Annotated in this window: 21 protein-coding genes; 4 read left to right on the top strand and 17 right to left on the bottom strand. The window is 65.9% G+C overall.

Translation table 11 applies throughout. From position 1 onward, the window contains the following. Positions 1 to 91: 91 nt before the first annotated feature. The 4 genes from recG to sciP form a co-directional block, all read right to left on the bottom strand. A complete protein-coding gene (gene recG, locus H7F16_RS07340; protein WP_185796929.1) occupies positions 92 to 2,176 on the bottom strand; it encodes an ATP-dependent DNA helicase RecG in 2,085 nt (694 codons plus the stop codon). Continuing rightward, positions 2,173 to 4,419: an NAD-dependent DNA ligase LigA gene (gene ligA / locus H7F16_RS07335; RefSeq protein WP_185796928.1), complete on the bottom strand. Its 2,247-nt coding sequence runs from the start codon at positions 4,417 to 4,419 to the stop codon at positions 2,173 to 2,175. The genes recG and ligA overlap by 4 nt, the downstream gene beginning before the upstream one ends. Positions 4,420 to 4,486: 67 nt before the next feature. Further along, on the bottom strand, positions 4,487 to 5,206 hold the full coding sequence (ctrA, locus tag H7F16_RS07330) for a response regulator transcription factor CtrA (protein WP_185796927.1): 720 nt from the start codon (positions 5,204 to 5,206) through the stop codon (positions 4,487 to 4,489). A 91-nt stretch (positions 5,207 to 5,297) separates the two neighbouring features. Beyond that, complete coding sequence (sciP, locus tag H7F16_RS07325; RefSeq protein ID WP_185796926.1) at positions 5,298 to 5,576, bottom strand: CtrA inhibitor SciP; 279 nt, start codon at positions 5,574 to 5,576, stop codon at positions 5,298 to 5,300. A gap of 132 nt (positions 5,577 to 5,708) precedes the next feature. Between sciP and mnmA the strand changes: the two genes are divergently transcribed. Continuing rightward, complete coding sequence (mnmA, locus tag H7F16_RS07320) at positions 5,709 to 6,845, top strand: tRNA 2-thiouridine(34) synthase MnmA (protein WP_185796925.1); 1,137 nt, start codon at positions 5,709 to 5,711, stop codon at positions 6,843 to 6,845. Between the two features lie 178 nt (positions 6,846 to 7,023). On the opposite strand, the gene lpxB is transcribed toward mnmA, so the two are convergent. The 13 genes from lpxB to pyrH all read right to left on the bottom strand — a co-directional run bounded on the left by lpxB (position 7,024) and on the right by pyrH (position 19,215). Continuing rightward, positions 7,024 to 8,139, bottom strand: a complete 1,116-nt coding sequence (lpxB, locus tag H7F16_RS07315; protein WP_185796924.1) for a lipid-A-disaccharide synthase — start codon at positions 8,137 to 8,139, stop codon at positions 7,024 to 7,026. After that, complete coding sequence (locus H7F16_RS07310) at positions 8,136 to 8,936, bottom strand: LpxI family protein (protein ID WP_185796923.1); 801 nt, start codon at positions 8,934 to 8,936, stop codon at positions 8,136 to 8,138. The genes lpxB and H7F16_RS07310 overlap by 4 nt, the downstream gene beginning before the upstream one ends. Continuing rightward, positions 8,933 to 9,730: an acyl-ACP--UDP-N-acetylglucosamine O-acyltransferase gene (lpxA, locus tag H7F16_RS07305; protein WP_185796922.1), complete on the bottom strand. Its 798-nt coding sequence runs from the start codon at positions 9,728 to 9,730 to the stop codon at positions 8,933 to 8,935. The genes H7F16_RS07310 and lpxA overlap by 4 nt, the downstream gene beginning before the upstream one ends. Positions 9,731 to 9,734: 4 nt before the next feature. Further along, a complete protein-coding gene (gene fabZ / locus H7F16_RS07300) occupies positions 9,735 to 10,199 on the bottom strand; it encodes a 3-hydroxyacyl-ACP dehydratase FabZ (protein ID WP_185796921.1) in 465 nt (154 codons plus the stop codon). A gap of 105 nt (positions 10,200 to 10,304) precedes the next feature. After that, on the bottom strand, positions 10,305 to 10,946 hold the full coding sequence (locus tag H7F16_RS07295) for an OmpH/Skp family outer membrane protein (protein ID WP_185796920.1): 642 nt from the start codon (positions 10,944 to 10,946) through the stop codon (positions 10,305 to 10,307). Continuing rightward, positions 10,946 to 13,294 (bottom strand): outer membrane protein assembly factor BamA, encoded by a 2,349-nt coding sequence (bamA, locus tag H7F16_RS07290; protein ID WP_185796919.1) that lies wholly within the window; start codon positions 13,292 to 13,294, stop codon positions 10,946 to 10,948. The genes H7F16_RS07295 and bamA overlap by 1 nt, the downstream gene beginning before the upstream one ends. A 136-nt stretch (positions 13,295 to 13,430) precedes the next feature. Beyond that, positions 13,431 to 13,568, bottom strand: a complete 138-nt coding sequence (locus tag H7F16_RS07285) for a hypothetical protein (protein WP_185796918.1) — start codon at positions 13,566 to 13,568, stop codon at positions 13,431 to 13,433. A gap of 94 nt (positions 13,569 to 13,662) precedes the next feature. Then, positions 13,663 to 15,000, bottom strand: coding sequence for an RIP metalloprotease RseP (gene rseP, locus H7F16_RS07280; RefSeq protein ID WP_185796917.1), 1,338 nt, complete (start codon positions 14,998 to 15,000; stop codon positions 13,663 to 13,665). Positions 15,001 to 15,006: 6 nt separating this feature from the next. After that, positions 15,007 to 16,194 (bottom strand): 1-deoxy-D-xylulose-5-phosphate reductoisomerase, encoded by a 1,188-nt coding sequence (gene dxr, locus H7F16_RS07275; protein ID WP_185796916.1) that lies wholly within the window; start codon positions 16,192 to 16,194, stop codon positions 15,007 to 15,009. Position 16,195: 1 nt separating this feature from the next. Beyond that, the gene (locus H7F16_RS07270; protein WP_185796915.1) at positions 16,196 to 16,987 is read right to left on the bottom strand and encodes a phosphatidate cytidylyltransferase; all 792 of its coding nucleotides are present in this window, start codon (positions 16,985 to 16,987) and stop codon (positions 16,196 to 16,198) included. Further along, a complete protein-coding gene (uppS, locus tag H7F16_RS07265; RefSeq protein ID WP_185796914.1) occupies positions 16,984 to 17,757 on the bottom strand; it encodes a polyprenyl diphosphate synthase in 774 nt (257 codons plus the stop codon). Before uppS ends, H7F16_RS07270 begins: the two co-directional genes overlap by 4 nt. A 56-nt stretch (positions 17,758 to 17,813) precedes the next feature. Next, the gene (frr, locus tag H7F16_RS07260) at positions 17,814 to 18,380 is read right to left on the bottom strand and encodes a ribosome recycling factor (RefSeq protein ID WP_185796913.1); all 567 of its coding nucleotides are present in this window, start codon (positions 18,378 to 18,380) and stop codon (positions 17,814 to 17,816) included. A gap of 100 nt (positions 18,381 to 18,480) precedes the next feature. Further along, on the bottom strand, positions 18,481 to 19,215 hold the full coding sequence (gene pyrH / locus H7F16_RS07255; protein ID WP_185796912.1) for a UMP kinase: 735 nt from the start codon (positions 19,213 to 19,215) through the stop codon (positions 18,481 to 18,483). A 179-nt stretch (positions 19,216 to 19,394) separates the two neighbouring features. On the opposite strand from pyrH, the gene miaA reads away from it, so the two are divergent. The 3 genes from miaA to H7F16_RS07240 all read left to right on the top strand — a co-directional run bounded on the left by miaA (position 19,395) and on the right by H7F16_RS07240 (position 23,097). Further along, complete coding sequence (gene miaA / locus H7F16_RS07250; RefSeq protein WP_185796911.1) at positions 19,395 to 20,264, top strand: tRNA (adenosine(37)-N6)-dimethylallyltransferase MiaA; 870 nt, start codon at positions 19,395 to 19,397, stop codon at positions 20,262 to 20,264. An 86-nt stretch (positions 20,265 to 20,350) separates the two neighbouring features. Next, positions 20,351 to 21,193 (top strand): helix-turn-helix domain-containing protein, encoded by an 843-nt coding sequence (locus H7F16_RS07245; protein ID WP_185796910.1) that lies wholly within the window; start codon positions 20,351 to 20,353, stop codon positions 21,191 to 21,193. A gap of 254 nt (positions 21,194 to 21,447) precedes the next feature. Then, positions 21,448 to 23,097, top strand: a complete 1,650-nt coding sequence (locus tag H7F16_RS07240; RefSeq protein WP_241741339.1) for an ABC transporter substrate-binding protein — start codon at positions 21,448 to 21,450, stop codon at positions 23,095 to 23,097. The last annotated feature ends 24 nt before the right edge of the window (positions 23,098 to 23,121 follow it).

Below are 23,121 nucleotides of genomic sequence, written 5' to 3'. Positions count from 1 at the left end.
CGAATCGCGCAAGAACTTTTTAGGAACATTTGGGAACACAAGGGCAACAAACGCCTAAGCGCCGGAAATATCGGGAAAACTTGGCGCGGCCTCAGCCGACCGAAAGCAGGCGGATCGCGCGGTCCTGGTCAAGCAGCCACAAGAGCGTGCGCGCCGCCTGACCGCGCGGCGAGGTCAGTGCCGGGTCATCGCCAAGCAGCCGCCGCGCGTCGCTTTGCGCGATCGCCATCAACGCCCCCTGCCGTTCCAGATCGGCCACGCGAAAGCGCGGCAGGCCCGATTGCGCCGTGCCGATCAGGTCGCCCGCGCCGCGCATGGCAAGATCTTCCTCGGCGATGCGGAAGCCGTCTTCGGTGTCGCGCAGCACTTTCAGCCGCCGCTCGCCGCTTTCGGACAAAGGCGCCTGATACATCAGCAGACAGGTCGATTCCGCCGCCCCCCGCCCCACGCGCCCGCGCAGCTGGTGCAACTGCGCAAGGCCGAAGGTCTCGGCCCGTTCGATCACCATGATGCTGGCATTGGGCACGTTCACGCCCACCTCGATCACCGTTGTCGCAACCAGAACCTTGGTTTCGCCCGCGACAAAGCGCGCCATCGCGGCATCTTTCTCGGCGGGGGGCATCTGGCCATGCACCAGACCGACCACATCGCCAAGCGCCGCGCGCAGGGCGGCAAAGCGGGCCTCGGCGCTGGCATAATCCAGCACCTCGCTGTCCTCGACCAACGGGCAGACCCAATAGGCCTGCCGTCCCTCGGCCACGGCGCGGGCCAGATGGGCCACCACCTCGTCGCCGCGCGCCGTCGGGATCAGCGCGGTCTTGATCGGCTTCCGTCCCGGGGGCTTTTCGTCCAGCACCGACACATCCATGTCACCGTAGCTCGCCAGCGCGAGCGAGCGGGGAATCGGCGTCGCGGTCATCACCAGCGTATCGGTCGCGGCCCCCTTGGCCCCCAGCTCCATCCGCTGGGCCACGCCGAAGCGGTGCTGTTCGTCGATGATCGCCAGACGCAGGTCGTGAAAGACCACGTCCTTCTGGAACACGGCATGGGTGCCCACCAGAATGTCGATCCGGCCCGCCGCAAGATCGGCCAGCTTGGCCGCCCGCTCCGCGCCCTTGTCGCGCCCCGTCAAAAGGTCAAGCCTGACGCCCGCCTGAGCGGCCAGCGGGGCAAGCCCTTCGTGATGCTGGCGCGCCAGAATTTCGGTCGGGGCCATCATCGCGCCCTGCCCGCCCGCCTCGACCGCGATCAGCAGCGACTGAAAGGCGACCAGCGTCTTGCCCGCCCCGACATCGCCCTGCAACAGGCGGTTCATGCGCAGCGGTGCCTCCATATCGGCGGCGATTTCGGCAATCGCGCGGGTCTGCGCGGCCGTGGGCGAAAACGGCAAGCCGCGCAAGACCTTGGCCTGCAACGCGCCGGTGCCGATGGTGGGCAGGCCCTTTGACTTGCGCAGGGTCGCGCGGGCAAGGGCAAGGGTCAGCTGATGGGCGAAAAGCTCGTCATAGGCGAGGCGCTGGCGTGCCGGATCGGTGGGCGCAAGATCGGCTTGGCTTTGCGGCGCATGGACGCGGGCGAGTGCCGCATTCCATGCGGGCCACCCCTCGCGCGCGATCAGGGGGCCGTCGATCCATTCGGGCAGGTCGGGGGTGCGGGCCAGCGTTCCGGCGACCGCCTTTGCCACCTGACGCTGGGTGATGCCGTTGGTCAGCGGATAGACCGGCTCGAACGGGGGCAGATCGACCGCCTCTTCCAGCCGAAGCACGTGGTCAGGGTGCGGCATCTGGGCGATACCGTCGAAAAGCTCGACCTTGCCCGACACCACACGCCGTTGGCCGGGGGGCAAAAGGCCAAGCAGATACTCGCCCCGCGCGTGGAAATAGACCAGCTGGAACTCGAGCGCGGCATCGCGCACGCTGATGCGGTAGGGCCGCCCCTTGCTGCGGGGTGGCAGATGCTGGCCCACCTCGACCTCGACCGTCACCACGCAGGGCGGCACCACATCGCGCACCGAGGCCTTGCGCGCGCGGTCGATACCGGAATGCGGCAGCAGGAACAGCAGATCCTTTGGCCGCTCGACCCCCAGCCCCTGAAAGGCGCGCGCGATCTTGGGGCCCACGCCTTCCAGCGTTTCAAGCCCGGCAAAAAGGGGGAACAGCGCGGGCGGGCGGGTCATGCGTCGCCGATGAGGGCGAGCCACGCGTCCTCGTCTATCATCGGCACACCGAATTTCTCGGCATCCTTGGCCTTCGATCCCGCCCCCGGCCCTGCCACGACCAGATCGGTCTTGGCACTGACCGACCCCGAGACCTTGGCCCCGAGGGATTCGGCCCGCGCCTTGGCCTCGGCCCGGGTCATCTTTTCCAGACTGCCGGTAAAGACCACCGTCTTTCCCGCAACGGGGGATTCGGTCGCCCGCGCCTCGGGCGGCAGGATCGTCAGATGCGCCACCAGCCGGTCGATCGAGGCGCGCTCTTCGGGGTTGGCCAAGGCGTCCGACAGCGACAGCGCCAGAACGGGGCCGATGCCGTCGGCGGTGATCAGCTCGCTCCATGCGGCGGCGGACGCGGGCGGAACGGCACAGGCGGCAATCGCGGCGTCGCGCAATTCCTTGATCCGCGCGCGGCGGCCCGCAAGGGCTGCGGCGGCGCGTTCTTCCTCAACCGCCTCGTCACCCGCGCGATGGGCCAAGGCGGCAGGGCGGGCCAGATCGACGGCGGCGACAAGGGCCTGCCAGCTTTGGTAATGGCGGGCAAGGTCCTGTGCCGCAACCTCGCCCACATGGCGCAAGCCAAGGGCAAAGATCAGGCGGGCCAGCGGAATGCTGCGCTTGGCGTCGATGGCGGCCCACAGATTGGTGACCGATTTCTCGCCAAAGCCGTCGCGGTTTTTCAGCCGTGTCAGACCCTGCGCGTCACGGGCCTGAAGGGTGAAGATATCGGCAGGTTCACGGATCGGCAGGGTCGGGTCGGCGAAGAACAGCTCGATCTGTTTCGCCCCCAACCCCTCGATGTCGAAGGCCCCGCGGCTGACGAAATGCTTCAGCCGTTCGACGGCCTGTGCGGGGCAGATCAATCCGCCCGTGCAGCGGCGGACCGAATCCCCCTCTTCGCGCACGGCGTCAGAGCCGCATTCGGGGCAGACATGCGCAAAGACATAGGGCGCCGCCCCGGCGGGGCGCTGCGACAGGTCGACATCGGCGATCTTCGGGATCACATCGCCCGCGCGGTAAACCTGCACCCAGTCGCCGATGCGGATGTCCTTTCCGTCGCGGATCGGGTTGCCCGATGAATCGCGGCCCGCGATGTAATCCTCGTTATGCAGGGTGGCGTTCGAGACGACGACCCCGCCCACGGTAACGGGTTGCAGGCGCGCGACGGGCGAGATGGCCCCCGTGCGGCCCACCTGGATGTCGATGGCCAAAAGCCGCGTCCATGCCAGTTCGGCCGGGAATTTATGCGCGATCGCCCAGCGGGGGGTCGAGGAGCGGAAGCCGAGGCGGGCTTGCAGGGCCAGTTCGTTGACCTTGTAGACCACGCCGTCGATATCATAGCCCAGCGTTGCCCGACGCGCTTCGATGGCGCGGTAATGGGCAAGCATCTCGTCCGGCCCCGCGCAAAGGGCGGTCAGCGGGTTGGTCTGGAAGCCAAGGGCGCGCAGCCGTTCGATGGCCCCCATCTGCGTGTCGGAAAGCGGTTCGGACACGGCGCCCCAGCTATAGGCGAAAAAGCGCAGCGGGCGGGCACGGGTGATCGTGGCGTCGAGCTGGCGTAACGATCCGGCGGCAGCGTTGCGCGGGTTGGCGAAGCTTTTGTCCCCCGCTTCCGCCTGACGCGCGTTCAGCGCGGCGAAATCCGCGTGCGACATGTAAACCTCGCCGCGCACTTCCAGCACGGCGGGCGCATCGGTCAGATTGTGCGGAATGTCGGCAATGGTGCGGGCGTTTTCGGTGACATTCTCGCCCGTCTCACCGTCGCCCCGCGTGGCGGCCTGCACCAGACGGCCGTTTTCATAGCGCAGCGACAGCGACAGCCCGTCGATCTTGGGTTCCGCCGTATAGGCGACCGCCCGCGCAAGGCCGAGGTAGCGCTTCACGCGCTCGTCGAAATCGGCCACCTCGCCATCCTCGAAGGCGTTTTCGAGCGACAGCATCCGCACCTCGTGCCGGATCTTGCCAAAGCCCTCGGCCACGGCGGCCCCGACCTGATCGCTGGGGCTGTCGGGACGTTTCAGCGCGGGAAAGCGCGCCTCGAGTGCCTGATTGCGCCGCTTGAGCGCATCATAGGCGGCATCCGAAATCTCGGGTGCGTCAAGGCGGTGATAGGCGTCGTTCGCGGCGGCGATGGCACGCGACAGCCGCGCGAGTTCGTCGCGGGCTTCGGCCTCGGTAAGCTCCGCCACATCCTTTTCCGCCACCATGCGAAGCTCTCCCTTTGCCGCCCCCTTGGTTTAGGGGGCGGTCAAGGCGGCGTAAAGTGCCGAGCGGTCAGCTTGCCGCGGCGATAGAGACGCGGCGCAGCGCAACCTCGGGAACCGGATCGCGCATCACATAGCCGCGGCCCCAGACGGTTTCGATGTAATTCTCGCCGCCCGTCGCTTCCGACAGTTTCTTGCGCAGTTTGCAGATGAAGACGTCGATGATCTTCAGCTCGGGTTCGTCCATGCCGCCGTAAAGGTGGTTGAGGAACATTTCCTTGGTCAGGGTCGTGCCCTTGCGCAGCGAAAGGAGTTCGAGGATCTGGTATTCCTTGCCGGTCAGATGGACCGTCTTGCCCTCGACCTCGACGGTTTTGGCGTCAAGGTTCACCCCGACCATGCCGGTGCGGATGATCGACTGGGCATGGCCCTTGGACCGGCGGATGATGGCGTGGATACGCGCGACCAGCTCTTCGCGGTGGAAGGGCTTGGTCATGTAATCGTCGGCGCCGAAGCCGAAACCGCGGATCTTGTTGTCGGTATCGTCCGACCCCGACAGGATCAGAATCGGCGTGTCGATCTTGGCCATGCGCAGCTGGCGCAGCACTTCATGCCCGCTCATGTCCGGCAGGTTCAGGTCGAGCAGGATAAGATCGTAATCGTAGAGCTTGGCCAGATCGACGCCGTCTTCGCCCAGATCGGTGCAATAGACGTTGAAGTTGGCATGGGTAAGCATCAGTTCGATGCTGCGCGAGGTGGCAGGATCGTCTTCGACAAGAAGGATTCGCATTCGTTACACTCTCCGTAAAGCCGCGTTAAGCGACATTGCAGACCACTCATTAAACAAAGATTACTATGACCAGATTTGCATGGAAAACAACTCAAAATTGCCGATAATCCTGTATTTTCGTAACACGCAGCCCCGCTTCGCCATGCAGCGCCACGGCACTTTCCCAAATCGAGAACTCCTCGTCCGACAGCGCGTAGCGTTCCAAGGCGGCCTCGCGGCTGATCAGTCCCGCCTGGACTGCCCGCACCACCAGCGCCTTGCGCCGTGCCACCCAGCGCCGCGTTTCCGCAGGCGGCAGATCGGCGCGGCTGATCACCGTGCCATCGGGAAGCGTGACCTGCCGCGGCCCGTCGACGCGTTTGATATACATCGGCCCCTCCATCCTCATCGGGCCTGCATCTTGCGGCGCTTTCGTTAAGCAATGCTGAAGCCGCGCCTCTCTTGTGAATCCCCCTGCTTTTCCTGTAATGCTTCGGTTTCGCCAAACCTCCGGAAGGCTGCCATGCTCGACCGTCCGCTCAATTCGCTGGGCCTGCCCAAGCCCCCGTCGGAAACACGGGTCGTCGTCGCCATGTCGGGCGGGGTCGATTCGTCGGTGGTCGCCGCCGTGCTGAAGGACGAGGGCTACGATGTCGTCGGCGTGACCTTGCAGCTTTACGACCACGGTGCTGCGCTGGCGAAAAAGGGGGCCTGCTGCGCGGGGCGCGACATCCACGATGCGCGGCGCGTGGCGGAAACGATGGGCTTTCCGCATTACGTGCTGGATTACGAAAACACCTTCCGCGAGGCGGTGATCGAGGAATTCGCCGATGCCTATCTGGCCGGCGCGACGCCGGTGCCCTGCATCCGCTGCAACGAACGGGTCAAGTTCAAGGACCTGCTGGCGACGGCCAAGGAGCTTGACGCCGATTGCATGGCGACGGGCCATTACATCCAGCGCAAGGACGGTCTGCACGGGCCGGAATTGCACATGGCCGCCGATCCGCGCCGCGACCAGAGCTATTTCCTGTTCTCGACCACCGCCGAACAGCTTGCCTATCTGCGCTTTCCGCTTGGCCATCTGGAAAGCAAGGCCGAAACGCGGGCCCTCGCGGCACGCTACGGGCTTTCGGTCGCGGACAAGCCCGACAGCCAGGACATCTGCTTCGTGCCCAACGGCGATTACGCGGCGGTGATCGAAAAGCTGCGCCCCGGTGCTGCCGACCCCGGCGAGATCGTGGATCTTTCGGGCAAGGTTCTGGGCACCCATCGCGGGGTGATCCATTACACCGTGGGGCAGCGCAAGGGTCTGGGCATCGGCGGCTTGGGCGATCCGATCTATGTGCTGCGGCTCGACCCCGAAAGCCGCCGCGTGATCGTCGGGCCGAAAGAGGCGCTCTCGACCCGCGTCGTGCCCCTGCGCGAGATCAACTGGCTGGGCGACGAGGCGTTCGATTCGCGCCCCGAATGGCATCTTCAGGTCAAGGTCCGCTCGACCCGCCCGCCGCGCCCTGCGGTGATCCGCCCCCTCTCGGCGACCGAGGCCGAGGTCGAACTGCTCGACCCCGAAGACGGGGTATCGGCAGGGCAGGCCTGCGTCTTCTATGCCAACGAAGGCTCCCGCGTCTTTGGCGGCGGCTGGATCTGGCGCGGGCGGTGAAGGGCGTTTTCTGACGCAGAAAACGCGCCGGAATTTGACGCAAATTCCGGTGGCTGGCGTCGGGGGCGTTCTCGACGCCATAAAACGCGCCGGAATTCGGCGCAAATTTCGGTGGCTGGTGTAGGGGGCGTTTTCTGCGTCAGAAAACGGCGCGAAATCTGCGTCAGATTTCGCCGTGTCAGAGATGCATCAGGACCGACCGCGCGGCGCGCAAACCGGGGGCCTCGCCGCCCTTGCCAAGGCGCTGCATCGTCATCTCCATCGCTGCGGCTTGTCCTGACGGGTCGGCCAGCAGGGCTTCGATGGCGGCGGCGATGGGTTCGGGGCGGCAGGCGGGGCCGATGAATTCGGGAACGCTGCGGCTGTCCGAGACAAGGTTGACCAGCGTCACCGTGTCGATCAGCGCCGCGCGGCGCATGAGCCAGAGGGTGACCGCGTTCATGTCATAGGCGATGACCATCGGGCAGGCATTGGCGGCAAGCTCAAGCGAAACGGTGCCGGATGCGGCGATGGCGGCATCGGCCGCGGCAAAGGCGCCGCGCTTCAGCGCGGGGTCGGTGATGACCTGCGGGACGACAGGCCAAGCCGCGGTGAGGTCACGGACAAGGCTTTCGACATTCGGCACGGTGGGCAGGGCCACGCGCAGGTCGGGGTGGCGGGCCTTCAGCAGGCCAAGGGTTTGGCCAAGGACGGGTGCCAGCCGCGCAACCTCGGCCCTGCGGGATCCGGGCAGGGCAAGGACAAGCGGGCCGGACCCGTCAAAGGCCGCGCGTTCGGCCGGGCTGGCAAGCGGTTCCGACACGACCGGATGGCCGACGAAATCGCAGCTCATGCCTGCGGCGGTCATATAGGGCGGCTCGAAGGGCAGCAGCGCAAGCACATGGTCGATGTGCCGCGCCATCTTTGCCGCCCGCTTCGGACGCCATGCCCAGACCGAGGGGGCGACGTAATGGATGGTGCGGAAGCGCGGATTGGCGGCTTTGACGATCGCCGCGACGCGCAGGCAGAAATCGGGGCTGTCGATGGTGACCAGCGCATCGGCCCCGCTGGCAAGCACGGCTTGGGCCGTTTCGCGGATGCGGCGCTTGAGGTGGCGGTATTTGGGCAGCACCTCGGCCAGACCCATGATCGACAGCTCGTCCATCGGGAACAGGCTGGCCATGCCCTGCGCCTGCATCAACGGGCCTGCGATGCCCTGAAAGCGGGTGTCGGGGGCAAGGCTGCGCAGCCCCCCGATCAGCGCCGCGCCAAGGCGGTCGCCCGAAGGCTCGCCCGCGACAAGAAACAGGCTCACGCCGGACGTGCGCACAGGAACAGGCCCCGTTCGTCCGCCTCGCGGACCATCGCCGGCAGGTCTAGGGTGATCACCCCGCCCGCTTCCCAGACGATGCCGCCAAGGCCCGCCCCGGCCACGTTGCGCACCGTATCGGGGCCAAGGGTGGGCAGGTCGATGCGGCGGTCTTGCAGCGGTTTCGGGGCCTTGTAGAACAGCCCCTTTGCCCCCGCCGGACGCAAGCCCGACAGGCCCGCGACCGAGGCGAGCATGGCATCGGTGCCCGACAGCGTCTCGACCCCGAGGCAAAGCCCCTGCTGCACCACCGCGCCCTGCCCGACATCGACACGGCCAAGGGCCGCGACGATCGTGGCGGCGCGGGCGGCATCGGCCTCGTCGCGCGGGCCCATCGCGCCGGCGTAAAGCCCCGCTGCGGGGACAAGGGCGGGCGCGATCTCGGCCACGCCGCGGATGGCAAATCCCGCTTCCTCGAAAACCGCGATCACCTCGCGCAGGGTGGCATCGTCGCCCTGCCCCATCGCGGCCAGAAGGCGCGGGACGATGGTGGCGGTCGCCGGATCGAACAGCGCAGGGTCAAGGCGCGGGCGCTGCACGGCCCCCGCGAAACAGACCGCAGTCACCCCCGCATCTTCGAGCTGCCGCAAAAAGGGCATCAGCCGTTCGACGCGGAATGTCACATCGGGCGCGACCCCCTCAGGGGCAAAGCCGTCAAGCACGGCGACAAAGGGGCGCTGCGGCAGTGCCGCCACCAAAGCGGCGGGCAATCCCCCTGCCCCTGCGATCAGCGCCAGCGTCATTTCGGTGTCAGGAACGACCGGTCCGACGCGGCGAGGATGAATTCGGTCATCTCGCGCACGGGGAGGCTGTCGGTCTCGTCCTGCAGGCGGCGCGCGCGGTCAAGGAACGTCCCCTCGCCCTGCGCCAGCATCTGGTAGGCGGCGCGCAATGCGGTGATATCGGCCCGCTCCATCCCGCGACGTTTAAGGCCGACAAGGTTCAGCCCGTCCAATTCGCCGCGCGGGGCCTGCACAAGGCCATAGGGGATCACGTCATTGGTGACCATCGTCACCGCGCCGATGATGGCCCCCTGCCCGATGCGCACCCATTGATGCACGCCCGACAGGCCGCCCACGATCACATCGTCGCCCAGCACGCAATGCCCTGCGATGGCGACATGGTTCACAAGGATCACACGATCCCCGATCTGGGCATCATGGCCGACATGCGCGCCGGTCATGACCAGCACGTCATCGCCCACGCGGGTGATGCCGCCGCCGCCCTCGGTGCCAAGGTTCAGCGTCGCCGCCTCGCGGATGCGGCAACGTTTGCCCACGACTAGACGCGTCCGCTCGCCCTTGTATTTCAGGTCCTGCGGCACCTCTCCCACGGTGGCAAAGGGGAAAATCACCGTCTCTTCGCCGATCTCGGTCCAGCCCGTGACGACGGCGTGGCTTTTCACCTCGACCCGCGCGCCAAGGGTCACATCCGGCCCGATCAGCGAAAAGGGGCCGACGCTCGCCCCCGCGCCGATGGTCGCCCCGTCTTCGATCACCGCCGAGGGGTGGATGCGGGCGGTGGGATGAATGCTCATCGGATCAGGCCTTTGCCACGTCGAACATGGCCATGAAGGTCGCCTCGCAGGCAAGCTCGCCCTCGACCATCGCGCGGCCCTCGAATTTCCACACGCGGCCACCGCCACGCAGCGCCTTGACATGCAGTTCCAGCACATCGCCCGGCACCACCTTGCGGCGGAATTTCACCCCGTCGACACCCATGAAGAAAACCTTGGCGTTCTTGTCCACAAGGTCCATCGACAGGCCGACAAGGATGCCGCTGGTCTGCGCCATCGCCTCGATGATCATGACGCCCGGAAAGACGGGCATTCCGGGAAAATGGCCGGTGAACTGGGGTTCGTTGATCGTGACGTTCTTGATGCCGACGCAGCTTTCGTTGACGACGATGTCGCGCACCTTGTCGACCAGCAGGAAAGGATAGCGATGCGGAATGATCCGCTGGATCAGGTCGAGGTCGGCGCTTTGCACGGGCGCGCTGGTGGTCATCGCAATCTCCTTCACGTCTGTCCCTGACGATGCCCTCTGCGGGCGTTCCTTGGCCCTTCGGGCTTGCCGGATGTGACTAGCAACTTGCCCGACGCGAAACAAGCATCAGGGCTGCGGTGACGGCGACGGCGCAGGCGACGGGGTCGCAGTCGGGGTAACGGTCGGGGCCGGAGACTGCGCAGCCCCGTCCTCGCCCGAACCAAGCACGGCATCGACGCGGGCTACGGCCGCATCGGTGATGTCGACGGCCCGCAACGAGACGATGATCATCTGCTTGTCGAACACCGCCGCCGCCCCGCTTTCGCGCATGAGACTGCCGATCACCGGAATGGCGGCTTCCAGAAAGCGCTGCTGCTCGCCCTCGCGCTTCTTGCCGATGGCGCGGGATTTGGCCTGCTGCGCGGTGCGGATGCTTTCGGCCTTGGCATCGAAGGCGGCGGCAAGGGCCTTGAACTCGGCGGCGGGCAGCGTGTTGCGCCGGTCGGTCAGGTCACGCTCCTCCGTCTCGAGCGCCTGTTCGAGCCGCAGGTTCTCGGCGATCAGCGCATCGGAATCGGCCTTGAACCGCGCCTCGACGGCCTTGCCATACATGGTTTCGGCATAAAGCCTGTCGCGGTCGATGGTCAGGATCGGCGACTGGATCTGCGACGCGGCCGCCGCCTCTTGCGCAAGGCCGGGGGCAGGCAAAGCGCCCGCCGACAGCGCCGCCATCAGGATCGTGGCAAGGCACAGCCGGCGGTCACGCATCAGAACTTGGTCGAAATGGTCAGGTCGAACGCCTGTTCCCTGTCGTAGTCCTGTTTGACCAGCGCCTTCGAGAAGTTGAAGCGCAAGGGGCCGATGGGCGTATCCCAGAACACCGAGAAGCCGATCGAGGACCGCAGATGGAAGGCGTCATCCACCGCCTGACCACCGGCAGCGCCGCCGTCGGTGTCGTCAAGGCTCCAGACCGAACCGATGTCGAGGAACAGGCCGCCGTTGATGCCATATTCCTCGGGCAGGCCAAGCGGGAACTCGGCCTCGAAGCGGGCGACGGCATAGAGGTTGCCGCCAAGCGCGTCCTCGTTCGGCGCGTTCAGGTCGCGCGGGCCGATGCCGTTCGATTCGAAGCCACGGATCTTGTTGTTGCCGAAGAAGCGGTTCGTCACGCGGCTCGGATCGTCGCCCAGCATCGCCAGCGCTCCGCCTTCGAACACGGCGCGTACGGTGACCTCTTCCTTGAGGATCTTGTTTTCCGCAAGGGCAAGGCCGCTGGTCAGCAGATAGGTGTCGTTGCCCCCCAGTCCGGCGAAATCCTGGCTGAAGCGCAACAGGATGCCGCCCTTGGGGTTCACGCCGCTGATGCGGGTGTCATAGCTGAAGGTATAGCCAAGCGCGCTTGTCGTGATCGTGCCGCGATCCTGATCGCGGGTCAGGATTTGCGAGCTGTCGGTGTCATCCACACCGCTCAGCGTCGATTGCGCAAAGCTGAAGCGGGTTTCCAGACGGCCCAGTTCGCTGATCGGGAATTCCAGCGCGGGCGTGATGTTGATCGACTGCGTGTTGTAGGCCGCGTTCTGGTTGTTCGTCTCGCGGTAGGCGGACGAGAACTTGAGCGCCACGTCACGGCCAAGGAAGGCCGGTTCGGCAAAGGAGAAGCTGGCCGAGTTGGAATCGGTCCCGCTGGTGATGTTGGCCGAAATCGACTGGCCGCGACCAAGGAAGTTGCTTTCCGCAAAGCCGACGTTCAGGCCAACCCCGTCCGAGACCGAATAGCTGGCCCCGAGCGAGAGCGAGCCTGTCGGCTGTTCCTCGACATCGACATTGACGACGACCTGATCCGAGCTGCTGCCCGGTTCGGCATTGACCTGCGCGTCCTTGAAGAAGCCAAGCGCGCGGATGCGTTCTGCCGACTGGCGGATTTCGCGCGGGTTGAAGGGGTCGCCTTCGACCGTGCGGAACTGGCGGCGGATGACCTGATCGAGCGTCGTGGTATTGCCTTCGATGTCGATGCGTTCGACAAAGACCTTTTCCCCGCGCACGATGGCGAATTGCACGTCGAGCGTGCCGTCGCGTTCGTTCTTGACGATGCGCGGGTCGATGCGCACGAAGTTCAGCCCCTTGCGCAGGGCAAGGTTTTCCATCCGCGTCACGTTGTTGTCGATCAGCGCGGGCGACCATGTCTCGCCGCTGCGGATGCGCTGGACGGCTTCGAATTCGGCGGCATCGACGCCTTCGATCTCGGACACGGTGTCGACCTTGCCGATGTTGAAGGACTGGCCTTCGCGGATCGAGAAGGTGACGAAATAGGCGTCGCGTTCGCGGGCGATGTCGCTTGACGCATCAAGCACCTGAACATCGGCATAGCCGCGCGACAGGTAGAAATCGCGCAGAAGCTGCTTGTCGAGGTCGAGCCGCTCGGCCACGAAGGTATCGCGCTGGATGAAGGTGCGCAGCAGTCCCGCCTGTTTGGTCTGCAAGACCTGACGCAGGCGGCGGTCCGAAAAGGCGCGGTTGCCGTTGAAGGACAGGCGCTCGATCTCGACCACCTTGCCTTCGGTGATCTCGAAGACGAGGTCGACGCGGTTGCCGTCACGGCGGATGATGCGCGGATCGACGGTCGCGGCCATGCGGCCCTGAAGCCGGTAGGCCTCGGCGATGGCGGCGGCATCGGCTTCGGCCTGCGAGGGCGAATAGACGCGGCGCGATTGCGATTTGGCGATGCCGGCCAGATCTTCGTCCTTGAGCCGCTTGTTGCCCTCGAAGTTCACGATGCTGATGGTCGGATATTCGACGACCTTGACCAGCAGCTCGTTGCCCTGCGGCGCGATCTCGACGGATTCGAACAGGCCCGAGTCGACCAGCCGCTGATAGGCATCGTTCAGCGCCGCCGCCGAGATTTCGGCCCCGCGCGGGATCTTGAGGTAGGACAGCACCGTGGCCGTTTCGATCGTGGCGTTGCCCTCGACCCGGACCGAGGAAAAGCTGTAGCTTTGCGCGAAGGCGGGCGTCAGCATCGGGGCCGTCAGGGCCGTTCCGGCAAGCATTGCGGCCACCAGCGCCGGTCGCAGCAAGCCCTGCTTAGGCACCATCCGGCCTTGGATGTTCTTTTGCATGTCCCTGCCCCGCATCTTCCACAAACTGTTGTGTCTCCTAGTAGCGGGAAGCGCGACACATGTCAAAAGGACGAAGGGATTTTACATCCGCTTCGTCCTTGATTTCCGCACGAAAGACTAAGGGGCGGCGCGCCGCTCAATGCCCGAGGATCATCGTCCCGATGAAGGCCCCCGCAAGCAGGCCTGCAAGGGTCGTGGCGACCGTGAAAAGCCGGTCCGAGTTCAGGCCGACCATCAGCGTCAGCCCGCGGTAGCCCTGGATTACATGTGCCATGTCGCCCTCCGATTGCATGTCTTTGCAACGGCATGCCGCAGGATTGTGGCCTGAATTTGGCCCCGATCTGGCAGAACCGGACCGAAGCCCCGTCTTACGGGCAGAACAGGTCGTTCGACAGCGCGAAAGCCATCAGCCCGAGGATCAGCGCAAGGCCCACCGACATCAGCACATTGAGCGCCCGCGCGGTCGGCGGCTTGCCCGTCACCGCCTCGTAGGCGAAGAACACCAGATGCCCGCCATCGAGAACCGGCACGGGAAACAGGTTCATCAGACCCACCGCCGTGGACAGCATGGCGACGAACCAGATGAAGCTGGAAATCCCCATGCTTGCCGCCTGCCCCGAGGTTTCGGCAATGCCGATCGGGCCTTGCAGGTTGCACGAGGAAATCGAGCCCGTGATCATATGCCACAACCCCGAAACCGAGGTATAGGCGATGGTCCAGCTTTGCGACGCCCCCAGCGAGACCGCCTCCCACAGGCCCGGCGTGCGGGTTTCGGGCTCGAAGAACAGATTGCCCGACACGCCGATCAGCCAGCGCGTCTCGAACCCGCCATCGGCAAGCGGCAGGTCCATGCGGCGCGGTTGCAGATCGGCGTCAAAGGTCGATCCGTCGCGCCAGACCGTCAGCTTCAGCGGCTTGCCGTCCGATGCGCCGACCATGTCGCGCAACTGGTCAAAGGCGGTGATCGGCGTGCCATCGACCGCAAGCACCACGTCACCCGGTTCCAGACCGGCATCCTTGGCGGCGGAATTGCCCGCGACATTGTCGGCCAGCGGCGGCAGGGGATAGGGGCCGCGCACGTCGAGTTCCGCGCCATCGCGGCGGATGCGGTAATCGACCACGGCGGCGGGCGGCAGAACATTTGCCGCGTCGATCAGCCCCTGGAAATCGGCCACGGGTTTGCCCGCCAGACCAAGGATCGCGTCGCCGGGCTGCAATTCCTGCACCTCGGCCGGCACGTTCTTGAGAGCGCCGATCACCGGAAGATCGGTCGCGACCCCTTTGGCAAGGAAAAGACCCGCGAAAATCGCGATGGACAGCACGAAGTTGAACACCGGCCCCGCCGCGACCGTGGCGCTGCGCGCCCAAAGCGGCGCACCATGCATCGTTGCGCGGCGCTGTTCGGCGGTCAGCGCCTTCAGATCGTCGCTATGCCCGCCCGAGGCCGCATTGGCATCGCCGAAGAATTTCACGTAGCCGCCAAAGGGCAGCGCCGCCAGTTGCCAGCGCGTGCCGTGCCGGTCGACCCGTTTCCAGATCACCGGTCCGAAGCCGAGCGAGAAGACATCGGCATGGATGCCCGACCAGCGGCCAACGATGTAATGGCCGAATTCATGCACGAAGACGATGATGAGAAGGGCAAGGACGAAAGCAACGACCGTAAAGCCAAGGCCGCCGAAACTCGGGATGAGGGTGGAGATGTCCAAACGGGTCTACCTGTTCTGTCGAATGGCTTCGGCCAGTTCCGTGGCCCTTATACGTGCGAGATGGTCAATGTTTAGCACGTCCTCAAGACCTGTGGCGGCATTTCCAAGGCCCGTCTCTGACGAAAGACGGGCAAGCGTGGCTTCCACAAGGCCCGCCATATCAAGAAATCCAAGGCGCCCGGCCATGAACTGGTCCAGCGCGATTTCCTTGGCGGCATTGAACGCCGCCCCCGCCAGACCGCGCGTCCGCATCACCTCGCGCGCCAGACGAAGGGCCGGAAATCTTTCGATATCAGGGGCTTGGAACGAAAGGTTCGCAATCTGCGCCAGATCGAGCCGCGCCACGGGCAGCGATTTGCGGTCAGGCCAGTTCAGCGCGAAGCCGATGGCGTGGCGCATGTCGGCCGGGCCAAGATGCGCCATGATCGCGCCATCACGGAATCCGACAAGTGCGTGAACGATGCTTTGCGGATGCACCACGGCCTCGATCATGTCGGGGGCAAAGCCGAAATACTCGCGCGTCTCGATCAGCTCGAGCGCCTTGTTGAACATCGAGGCCGAATCGATGCTGATGCGGCTGCCCATCGACCAGTTCGGATGCGCCTTGGCCTCGGCCACCGTGGCCTTGGCAAGCCGCTCGAGCGGCCAGTCGCGGAACGGCCCGCCCGATGCGGTGATGATCACCCGCTCGACCGCTGCCGTCTCTTCACCCGTCAGCGCCTGAAACACCGCAGAATGCTCGCTGTCGACCGGCAGGATCGTCGCGCCATGCGCCTTGGCGGTCGCCAGCAGCAGCGGACCTGCGGTCACAAGACTTTCCTTGTTCGCCAGCGCCAGCGTCCGCCCGTGGCGCAGGGCGCGCAGACCCGGAACAAGCCCCGCCGCGCCGACGATGGCGCTCATCGTCCAGTCGGCGGGGCGGTCGGCGGCTTCGGCAATCGCCTCGGGCCCTGCGGCGGCCTCGATCCCGCTGCCCGCCAAAGCCTCGCGCAATGCGCCCAGCCGCGCGGGGTCTGCGGTGACGGCGACTTCGGCGCGCAGCGCGCGCGCCATTTCGGCCAGCCGCGCGATGTTCGCCGCTCCGGTCACGGCGACGGTGCGATAGGCCCCAGGCCCCCCTGCCCGCTGGATCAAGTCGAAGGTGCTTTCGCCGATGGAGCCTGTCGCCCCGAAGATGGATATGCTGCGCGTCATGTCAGTGGATCGGTAGATGAAGGACAAGGCCGATCAGCATCAAGGCGACTGTGGCGCCGATCAGCGCATCGAACCGGTCGAGAAGCCCGCCATGCCCGGGGATGAGATGCGAGGAATCCTTGATCCCCGCGCGGCGCTTCAGCCAGCTTTCCACGATATCGCCCATCTGCCCCGCAAAGGCGATGATGGGCGACAGGACCAGCACGCCGATGGTGCCGAAATCGCCACGGAAGAACAAAAAGCCCACCACGACCGCGCCCAGCCAGCCCGCCACGGTGCCGGACCATGTTTTCTTGGGGCTGACCGCAGGCCAGAATTTCGGCCCGCCAAGGATGCGCCCCGCGAAATAGCCCGAGACATCCGAGACGACGACGACCGAGATCAGCCACAGGATCGCACTTTGCCCGTTGGCAAAGCGCAATTCGATCAGCCCGAACCCCGAGATCATGATCGCCGCGGCATAGCAGGCGGCGATGCGCCGGTCGCGGCGCGGGGTCAGCGCCAGCGCCAGCGACGGAACCAGCAGCGCCGCCGTGGCAAGGTCGGAATGCAGGACCAGCGCCGCCAGCAGGGAGGCGGCCCCGATCAGCGCCATCGCCACCGGCGTTGCCTTGCGCTGCGGCGCGGTGATGCGGGCCAGTTCCCAGATCATCCCGCCGGTCAGCAGGATCACAAGCGCGGCAAAGGACCGCCCGCCCAGCCAGATTTCGGCCGCCCCCACCGCAACCATGACAATGGCGGACAGCACGCGGGGCCGCAGGTCGGCCCAGCGGTTGGGATCGGGAGAGGTCATCCGTTCACCACCCCGCCGAAGCGGCGTTCGCGGTTGCCGAAGCGGGCGACGATCTCGCCCAGCTCATGCGCGGTAAAGTCGGGCCAGAGCGTGGGGGTGAATTCGTATTCGGCATAGGCCGTCTGCCAGGGCAGGAAATTCGAGGTGCGGGTCTCGCCGCTGGTGCGGATCACCAGATCGGGATCGGGCAGATCGGCGGTGTCGAGATGCGCGGCGATGGTGGCTTCGGTCACCGCGCCGGGGGCAAGGGTGCCTGCGGCCACATCGGCGGCCAGCGCGCGCACGGCGCGGGCAATCTCGTCCCGGCCGCCGTAGTTGATGGCCACGGTGAAATCGAGCCGCGTCCCCGATGCCGTCCGCGCCTCGATCCCCGCCATCATCCGTTGCAGCTTCGGGTCAAGCTTGCTGCGGTCACCGATGAACCGCAGGCGCACGCCTTCGGCAAGCAGGCGGTCGGCCTCGCGGTCGATGTAGCGGGCAAAGATCGCCATCAGGCCAAGCACTTCCTCGGTCGAGCGTTTCCAGTTCTCGGTCGAGAAGGCATAGACGGTCAGAAAGCGGATGCCGAGGTTGGGGCAGGCGCGGACGATCTCGCGCACGCGCTCGGCGCCGCGGCGGTGGCCGACAAGGCGCGGCCAGCCGCGCTGCGTGGCCCAGCGGCCATTGCCATCCATGATGATCGCCACATGCTGCGCCAGACGGGGCAGCCGGTCCGCACCTGTGCTTTCTGAACCGCCCGCCTTGGCCAAACCCGCTCTCCCGTGTCGCATCCTTTATGGGGCCACGAATTTTCTGCGAAAATTCTGCCCCGCCCCACCGCGATGCGTCAGACCTGCATGATCTCGGCCTGTTTCTGTTCCAACTGCCGGTCGACGGCGGCAATCGCCTTGTCGGTCAGTTCCTGCACTTCCTCGGAATACATCTTCTGGTCATCCTCGCCCATGCCCGCCGACTTGGCCTTCTTGATCTGGTCCATGCCGTCGCGGCGCACGTTGCGGATCGCCACCTTGGCGCTTTCGGCATATTGCGCGGCGACCTTGGTCAGCTCTTTGCGGCGCTGTTCGTTCAGTTCGGGAATCGGCAGCCGGATCAGCGGCCCGTCCGTGACGGGGTTGATCCCGAGGCCGGATTCGCGGATCGCCTTTTCGACCTTGTTGATCATGCCCTTGTCCCAGACGTTGATCACAACCATGCGCGGTTCGGGCACGTTCACGGTGCCAAGCTGGTTGATCGGCGTCATCTGGCCATAGGCGTCGACCTGGATGTTGTCGAGCATCTGGGCCGAGGCGCGGCCCGTGCGGAGCGAGGCGAATTCGGTCTTGAGCGCGGTCATCGCGCCCTCCATCCGGCGCTGGATCGCATCGAGGTCAATGTCGAGATCGTCTTGCGACATGCGTGGTCTTCCTTCGTTCGGTCCGCGCAAGCGGCGCGGTCATTTCCTGCTCTATAGCAGAGCGGCACGGGCGCGGAACAGTTTTCAGCGCCCCCCGCCCCTAGCCGTGGACGCGGGTATAGGTGCCCTCGCCGCGCAAGATCCCGCGGAAGCCGCCGGGCTCGTCGAGGCTGAAGACGATGATCGGCAGGTTGTTGTCGCGGGCCAGTGCGATGGCCGAGGCATCCATGACGCCAAGGTGCTTGGCAAGGCATTCGTCATAGCTGACCGTGTCATAGCGCTTGGCGTCGGGGTATTTCTTCGGGTCCTTGTCATAGACGCCATCGACCTTGGTGCCCTTGAAGATCGCCTGGCAGGCCATTTCGTTGGCCCGCAGCGTGGCCGCCGTGTCGGTGGTGAAATAGGGGTTGCCCGTGCCGGCGGCAAAGATGCAGACGCGCTTCTTCTCGAGGTGGCGCACGGCGCGGCGGCGGATGTAGGGCTCGCAGACCTGATCCATCGGGATGGCGCTGATGACGCGGGTAAAGACCCCGATCTGTTCCAGCGCCGATTGCATCGCCAGCGCGTTCATCACGGTGGCCAGCATGCCCATGTAATCGGCCGTGGTCCGCTCCATCCCCTGCGCCGATCCAGCCAGACCGCGGAAGATGTTGCCGCCGCCGATCACCATGCAGATCTCGACGCCCATCTCGGCGACGGTCTTCACCTCGTTCGCGATGCGCTGGACGGTGGGGGGATGCAGGCCGAAGCCCTGGTCGCCCATCAGGGCCTCGCCGGATATCTTGAGCATGACGCGGCTGTATTTGGCCGATGGCTCAAGGACCGGTTTGGACATGGGAAGACCCCGCTTTTCGCATTGTGGTTGGACTGGGACGCAAAATGTAGGAAAACGGCGGCAAGTTCAACCGGGAACGGCAGGCTTTCGGCGGGGCGCCCGCCGCTGGCCCCGGAGAGGGCCCTCTGCCCTCTCCGGACCTCACCCGAGGATATTTGGGCAGTGTGAAAGCGGGGACAATGGCCGGCATCGCGGGCATATCACGGGAAGCGCCGGTCCTGATCGCGGGGCCGACCGCAAGCGGCAAGTCGGCGCTGGCGATGGAGATCGCGGCGCGCGACGGGCGCGTGGTGGTGAACGCCGACGCGCTTCAGGTCTATGGCTGCTGGCGTCTGCTGACCGCGCGCCCGTCGCGCGAGGACGAGACCGCCCTGCCCCATGCGCTTTACGGCCATGTCGGGCGCGACCAGCCCTATTCCGTGGGCCACTGGCTGCGCGAGGTGGCAGGCTGGCTTGACCGGCCCGTGGTGATCGTCGGCGGCACGGGGCTTTATTTCAGCGCCCTCACCGAAGGTCTGGCCGAGGTGCCGCCCGTTCCGCCCGGTGTGCGCGCCGAGGCCGACAGACGGCGGCAGACGGAAGGCTTTGGCGCGCTGCGCGACGAACTCGACCCGGCCACGGCGGCAAAGACCGACCTTGCCAACCCCGCCCGGGTGCAACGGGCCTGGGAAGTGCTGCGCGCCACGGGTCGCGGCCTTGCCGACTGGCAGGCCGAAGGGGGCGCCCCGCTTCTGCCGCTGCACCGCGCCGAGGCGCTGGTCCTGCGCCCCGATGCAGGCTGGCTCAACGACCGCATCGACCGCCGCTTCGACGCGATGATGGCCGCAGGCGCGCTTGACGAGGCGCGGGCCGAGCGGCCGCACTGGAACCCGTCTGCCGCCGCGGGCCGGGCCATCGGCGCGCCCGAACTCATGGCCTTTCTGGCCGGAGAGGTGACGCTGGATGCGGCGGTCGCGGCGGCCAAGATCGCCTCGCGCCAATATGCCAAACGGCAGCGCACCTGGTTCAGGTCACGCATGAAAGCGTGGCGCGAGGTAACATTGCCCTGAGAATCGAAGGGCTTGGCGCTTATTCTTCTTGGGTTCCCCCCTCGGGTCGCGTTATGATTCGTTAACGAGAGAAGGGAACCCTTCCGATGACGCGCAGAGCAGCGACCAAAACAGACGCCCCGAAACCCGAGGCGGGCAGCGCCCCGCCCGTTGCACAGCCACGCCTTGTGGCCATTCCGCGCCTTGCCGCAGGCGGGCGCTGGCGGGTCGAGGCGATGCGCAGCCTGTCAGAGCCGCTGCTTTTGTGGTTCACCAAGGGACAGGGCCGCATCACGCTGGCCGGATCGACCCGCGGCTATACGGCGCACAACGCGGTCTTCATACCCGCAGGCGTGATGCACGGATTCGAGGTCGGCCCGCAAACCTTTGGCACGGCGGTCTTTTTCGGACGCGACCCCGCCATGCCCCTGCCCGCGACGCCGCAGATCCTGCGCATCCGCGAGGTTCACGCCCAACAGGAATTGAACGTGCTGATCGACATGATCCAGCGCGAGATGCTGTCCGAGGCTCCGGCATCGGACCGCGCGGCGCGCAACTATCTGGGGCTGCTGGGTGTCTGGCTCGAACGACAGGTGACCCGCGCCGCCCCCGAACAGACCAAGCCCGATGCGGCCAAGCGCCTTGTCGCGCGCTACACGACGCTTCTGGAACGCGAATTCCGCAGCGGCGCGGGCGTGGGCGACATGGCGGCAGCGCTGGGGGTCACATCGACCCACCTGACGCGCTGCTGCCGCCTTGCCTGCGGGCGTTCGGCCATCGACCTGCTGCAGGACCGCCGCCTGTTCGAGGCGCGCAAGCTTCTGTCGGAAACCAAGCTGCCCGTCGGACAGATCGGCGAGAGCCTCGGCTTCACTTCGGCGGCCTATTTCACCCGCGCCTTCCAGCACTTGACCGGAAAATCCCCCAGCGCCTTCCGCCGGGCACCGTGAATCGCGGCGGTTGCCCTGCGAAACCGGTTGCAACTGGAAGATAAGCGCCGCTTTCTGTCGCAAACAGGCCATCGGGCGGTAAAACCAAGCGTTGACGGAAGCGCGAAAAAGATGCGCTATTGAGTCTGCGCTATTCGCTTCGGACTGTTGCCTTGGCTGCGTTTTCTGCCCTCGCGGGCCAGATCGTCGCGGCACAACCCAAGCGCGAGACCGCCAGAACAAGAATAAACCGACTGCCACACAGGGAGACCCACATGCTAGACGATACCAAGGGGGCCACGATCCATCCGGCCGCCATCATGCACGCCGAGGAAGTCCGCGCCGGCACGCTGTCGCGCCGCGAATTCCTGGCCCGCTCGACCGCGCTGGGCGTTTCGGCGGTTGCCGCCTACGGCTTGCTCGGCCTCGACGCGCCCGCGATGGCGCAAGACACCCCGACGGCAGGCGGCACGCTGCGCATGTCGATGGAGATCAAGGGCCTGAAAGACCCGCGCACCGCCGACTGGTCGCAGATCGCCAACGTCACCCGCGGCTGGCTGGAATACCTTGTCGAATACAACAACGACGGTTCGATCCGCGGCATGTTGATCGAATCCTGGGAGGCCAATGCCGACGCGACCGAATACACGCTGAAAGTGCGTTCGGGCGTCAAATGGAACAACGGCGACGATTTCACCGCCGATGACGTGGCCAACAACATCACCCGCTGGTGCGACCAGTCGGTCGAAGGCAACTCGATGGCGGGTCGCTGCACCTTCCTGATCGACGCCGACAAGAAAGCCGCCCGCGACGGCGCGATCACCGTCGTCGACGCCACGACCGTCAAGCTGGTGCTGTCGGCCCCCGACTGCTCGCTGATCGCAGGCTTTGCCGACTATCCGGCCGCGGTCGTCCACAAGTCCTATGACAACGGCGACCCGACCAAGACCCCCGGCACCGGCCCCTATCTGCCGGAAACCGTGGAAGTCGGCGTCAAGGCGCATCTGGTCAAGAACGCCGACCACACCTGGTGGGGCACGGCTGTCTATGGCGGCCCGTACCTCGACCGCATCGAATACACCGACCTCGGCACCGATCCCTCGGCCGAAGTCAACGCCGCCGCCGCGGGCGAGCTTGACGCCACCTACCAGTCGACCGGCGATTTCATCGAACAGTTCGACGCGCTGGGCTGGACCAAGTCGGAAGCGGTCACCGCAGCCACCCTCGCCGTGCGCTTCAACCAGATGGCCGAGGAATACAAGGACGTGAACGTCCGCACCGGCCTTGTGCAATGCGTGGACAACAAGGTCGTGCTGGAACTGGGTTATTCCAACCTCGGCACTCCGGCTGAAAACCACCATGTCTGCCCGATCCACCCCGAATACTTCGCCCTGCCTCCGCTGACGGTTGATCCGGCCGCCGGCGCGCAAAAGGTCAAGGATGCGGGCAAGGGCGATTACGAGTTCGAGCTGATCTCGCTCGACGACAGCTGGCAGGCCGCGACCTGCGACGCCGTCGCCGCCCAGATCCGCGATGCGGGCCTCAAGATCAAGCGCACGGTCCTGCCGGGCTCGACCTTCTGGAACGACTGGACGAAATACCCGTTCTCGGCCACCGAATGGAACATGCGCCCGCTTGGCGTGCAGATCCTTGCGCTGGCCTACCGCTCGGGTGAAGCCTGGAACGAAAGCGCCTTCTCGAACGCCGAGTTCGACGAGACGCTGGCCAAGGCGCTGTCCATCGCCGATGCGGGCGAACGCTCCAAGGTGATGCAGCGTCTGGAAGAGATCATGCAAGAGCAGGGCGTGATGGTTCAGCCCTACTGGCGCTCGATCTACCGCCACTTCGATCCCAAGGTGAAGGGCGCGGACATGCACGCGACCTTCGAGCATCACCACTACAAGTGGTCGATCGCCGCAGCCTGAGGCCCATGCAAAGGGCGGCGCGCG

The organism is Paragemmobacter straminiformis (assembly GCF_014243445.1).
In the GTDB taxonomy this organism is placed as follows: domain Bacteria; phylum Pseudomonadota; class Alphaproteobacteria; order Rhodobacterales; family Rhodobacteraceae; genus Paragemmobacter; species Paragemmobacter straminiformis.
This window is presented reverse-complemented; position numbering and strand designations above follow the sequence as displayed.

What these genes read in the sequence shown, in the direction of transcription:
- recG (WP_185796929.1), bottom strand. Translation starts at nt 2,176, where the DNA reads ATGACCCGCCCGCCCGCGCTGTTCCCCCTTTTTGCCGGGCTTGAAACG.
- ligA (WP_185796928.1), bottom strand. Translation starts at nt 4,419, where the DNA reads ATGGTGGCGGAAAAGGATGTGGCGGAGCTTACCGAGGCCGAAGCCCGC.
- ctrA (WP_185796927.1), bottom strand. Translation starts at nt 5,206, where the DNA reads ATGCGAATCCTTCTTGTCGAAGACGATCCTGCCACCTCGCGCAGCATC.
- sciP (WP_185796926.1), bottom strand. Translation starts at nt 5,576, where the DNA reads ATGTATATCAAACGCGTCGACGGGCCGCGGCAGGTCACGCTTCCCGAT.
- mnmA (WP_185796925.1), top strand. Translation starts at nt 5,709, where the DNA reads ATGCTCGACCGTCCGCTCAATTCGCTGGGCCTGCCCAAGCCCCCGTCG.
- H7F16_RS07310 (WP_185796923.1), bottom strand. Translation starts at nt 8,936, where the DNA reads ATGACGCTGGCGCTGATCGCAGGGGCAGGGGGATTGCCCGCCGCTTTG.
- lpxA (WP_185796922.1), bottom strand. Translation starts at nt 9,730, where the DNA reads ATGAGCATTCATCCCACCGCCCGCATCCACCCCTCGGCGGTGATCGAA.
- fabZ (WP_185796921.1), bottom strand. Translation starts at nt 10,199, where the DNA reads ATGACCACCAGCGCGCCCGTGCAAAGCGCCGACCTCGACCTGATCCAG.
- H7F16_RS07295 (WP_185796920.1), bottom strand. Translation starts at nt 10,946, where the DNA reads ATGCGTGACCGCCGGCTGTGCCTTGCCACGATCCTGATGGCGGCGCTG.
- bamA (WP_185796919.1), bottom strand. Translation starts at nt 13,294, where the DNA reads ATGCAAAAGAACATCCAAGGCCGGATGGTGCCTAAGCAGGGCTTGCTG.
- H7F16_RS07285 (WP_185796918.1), bottom strand. Translation starts at nt 13,568, where the DNA reads ATGGCACATGTAATCCAGGGCTACCGCGGGCTGACGCTGATGGTCGGC.
- dxr (WP_185796916.1), bottom strand. Translation starts at nt 16,194, where the DNA reads ATGACGCGCAGCATATCCATCTTCGGGGCGACAGGCTCCATCGGCGAA.
- H7F16_RS07270 (WP_185796915.1), bottom strand. Translation starts at nt 16,987, where the DNA reads ATGACCTCTCCCGATCCCAACCGCTGGGCCGACCTGCGGCCCCGCGTG.
- uppS (WP_185796914.1), bottom strand. Translation starts at nt 17,757, where the DNA reads ATGCGACACGGGAGAGCGGGTTTGGCCAAGGCGGGCGGTTCAGAAAGC.
- frr (WP_185796913.1), bottom strand. Translation starts at nt 18,380, where the DNA reads ATGTCGCAAGACGATCTCGACATTGACCTCGATGCGATCCAGCGCCGG.
- pyrH (WP_185796912.1), bottom strand. Translation starts at nt 19,215, where the DNA reads ATGTCCAAACCGGTCCTTGAGCCATCGGCCAAATACAGCCGCGTCATG.
- miaA (WP_185796911.1), top strand. Translation starts at nt 19,395, where the DNA reads ATGGCCGGCATCGCGGGCATATCACGGGAAGCGCCGGTCCTGATCGCG.
- H7F16_RS07245 (WP_185796910.1), top strand. Translation starts at nt 20,351, where the DNA reads ATGACGCGCAGAGCAGCGACCAAAACAGACGCCCCGAAACCCGAGGCG.
- H7F16_RS07240 (WP_241741339.1), top strand. Translation starts at nt 21,448, where the DNA reads ATGCTAGACGATACCAAGGGGGCCACGATCCATCCGGCCGCCATCATG.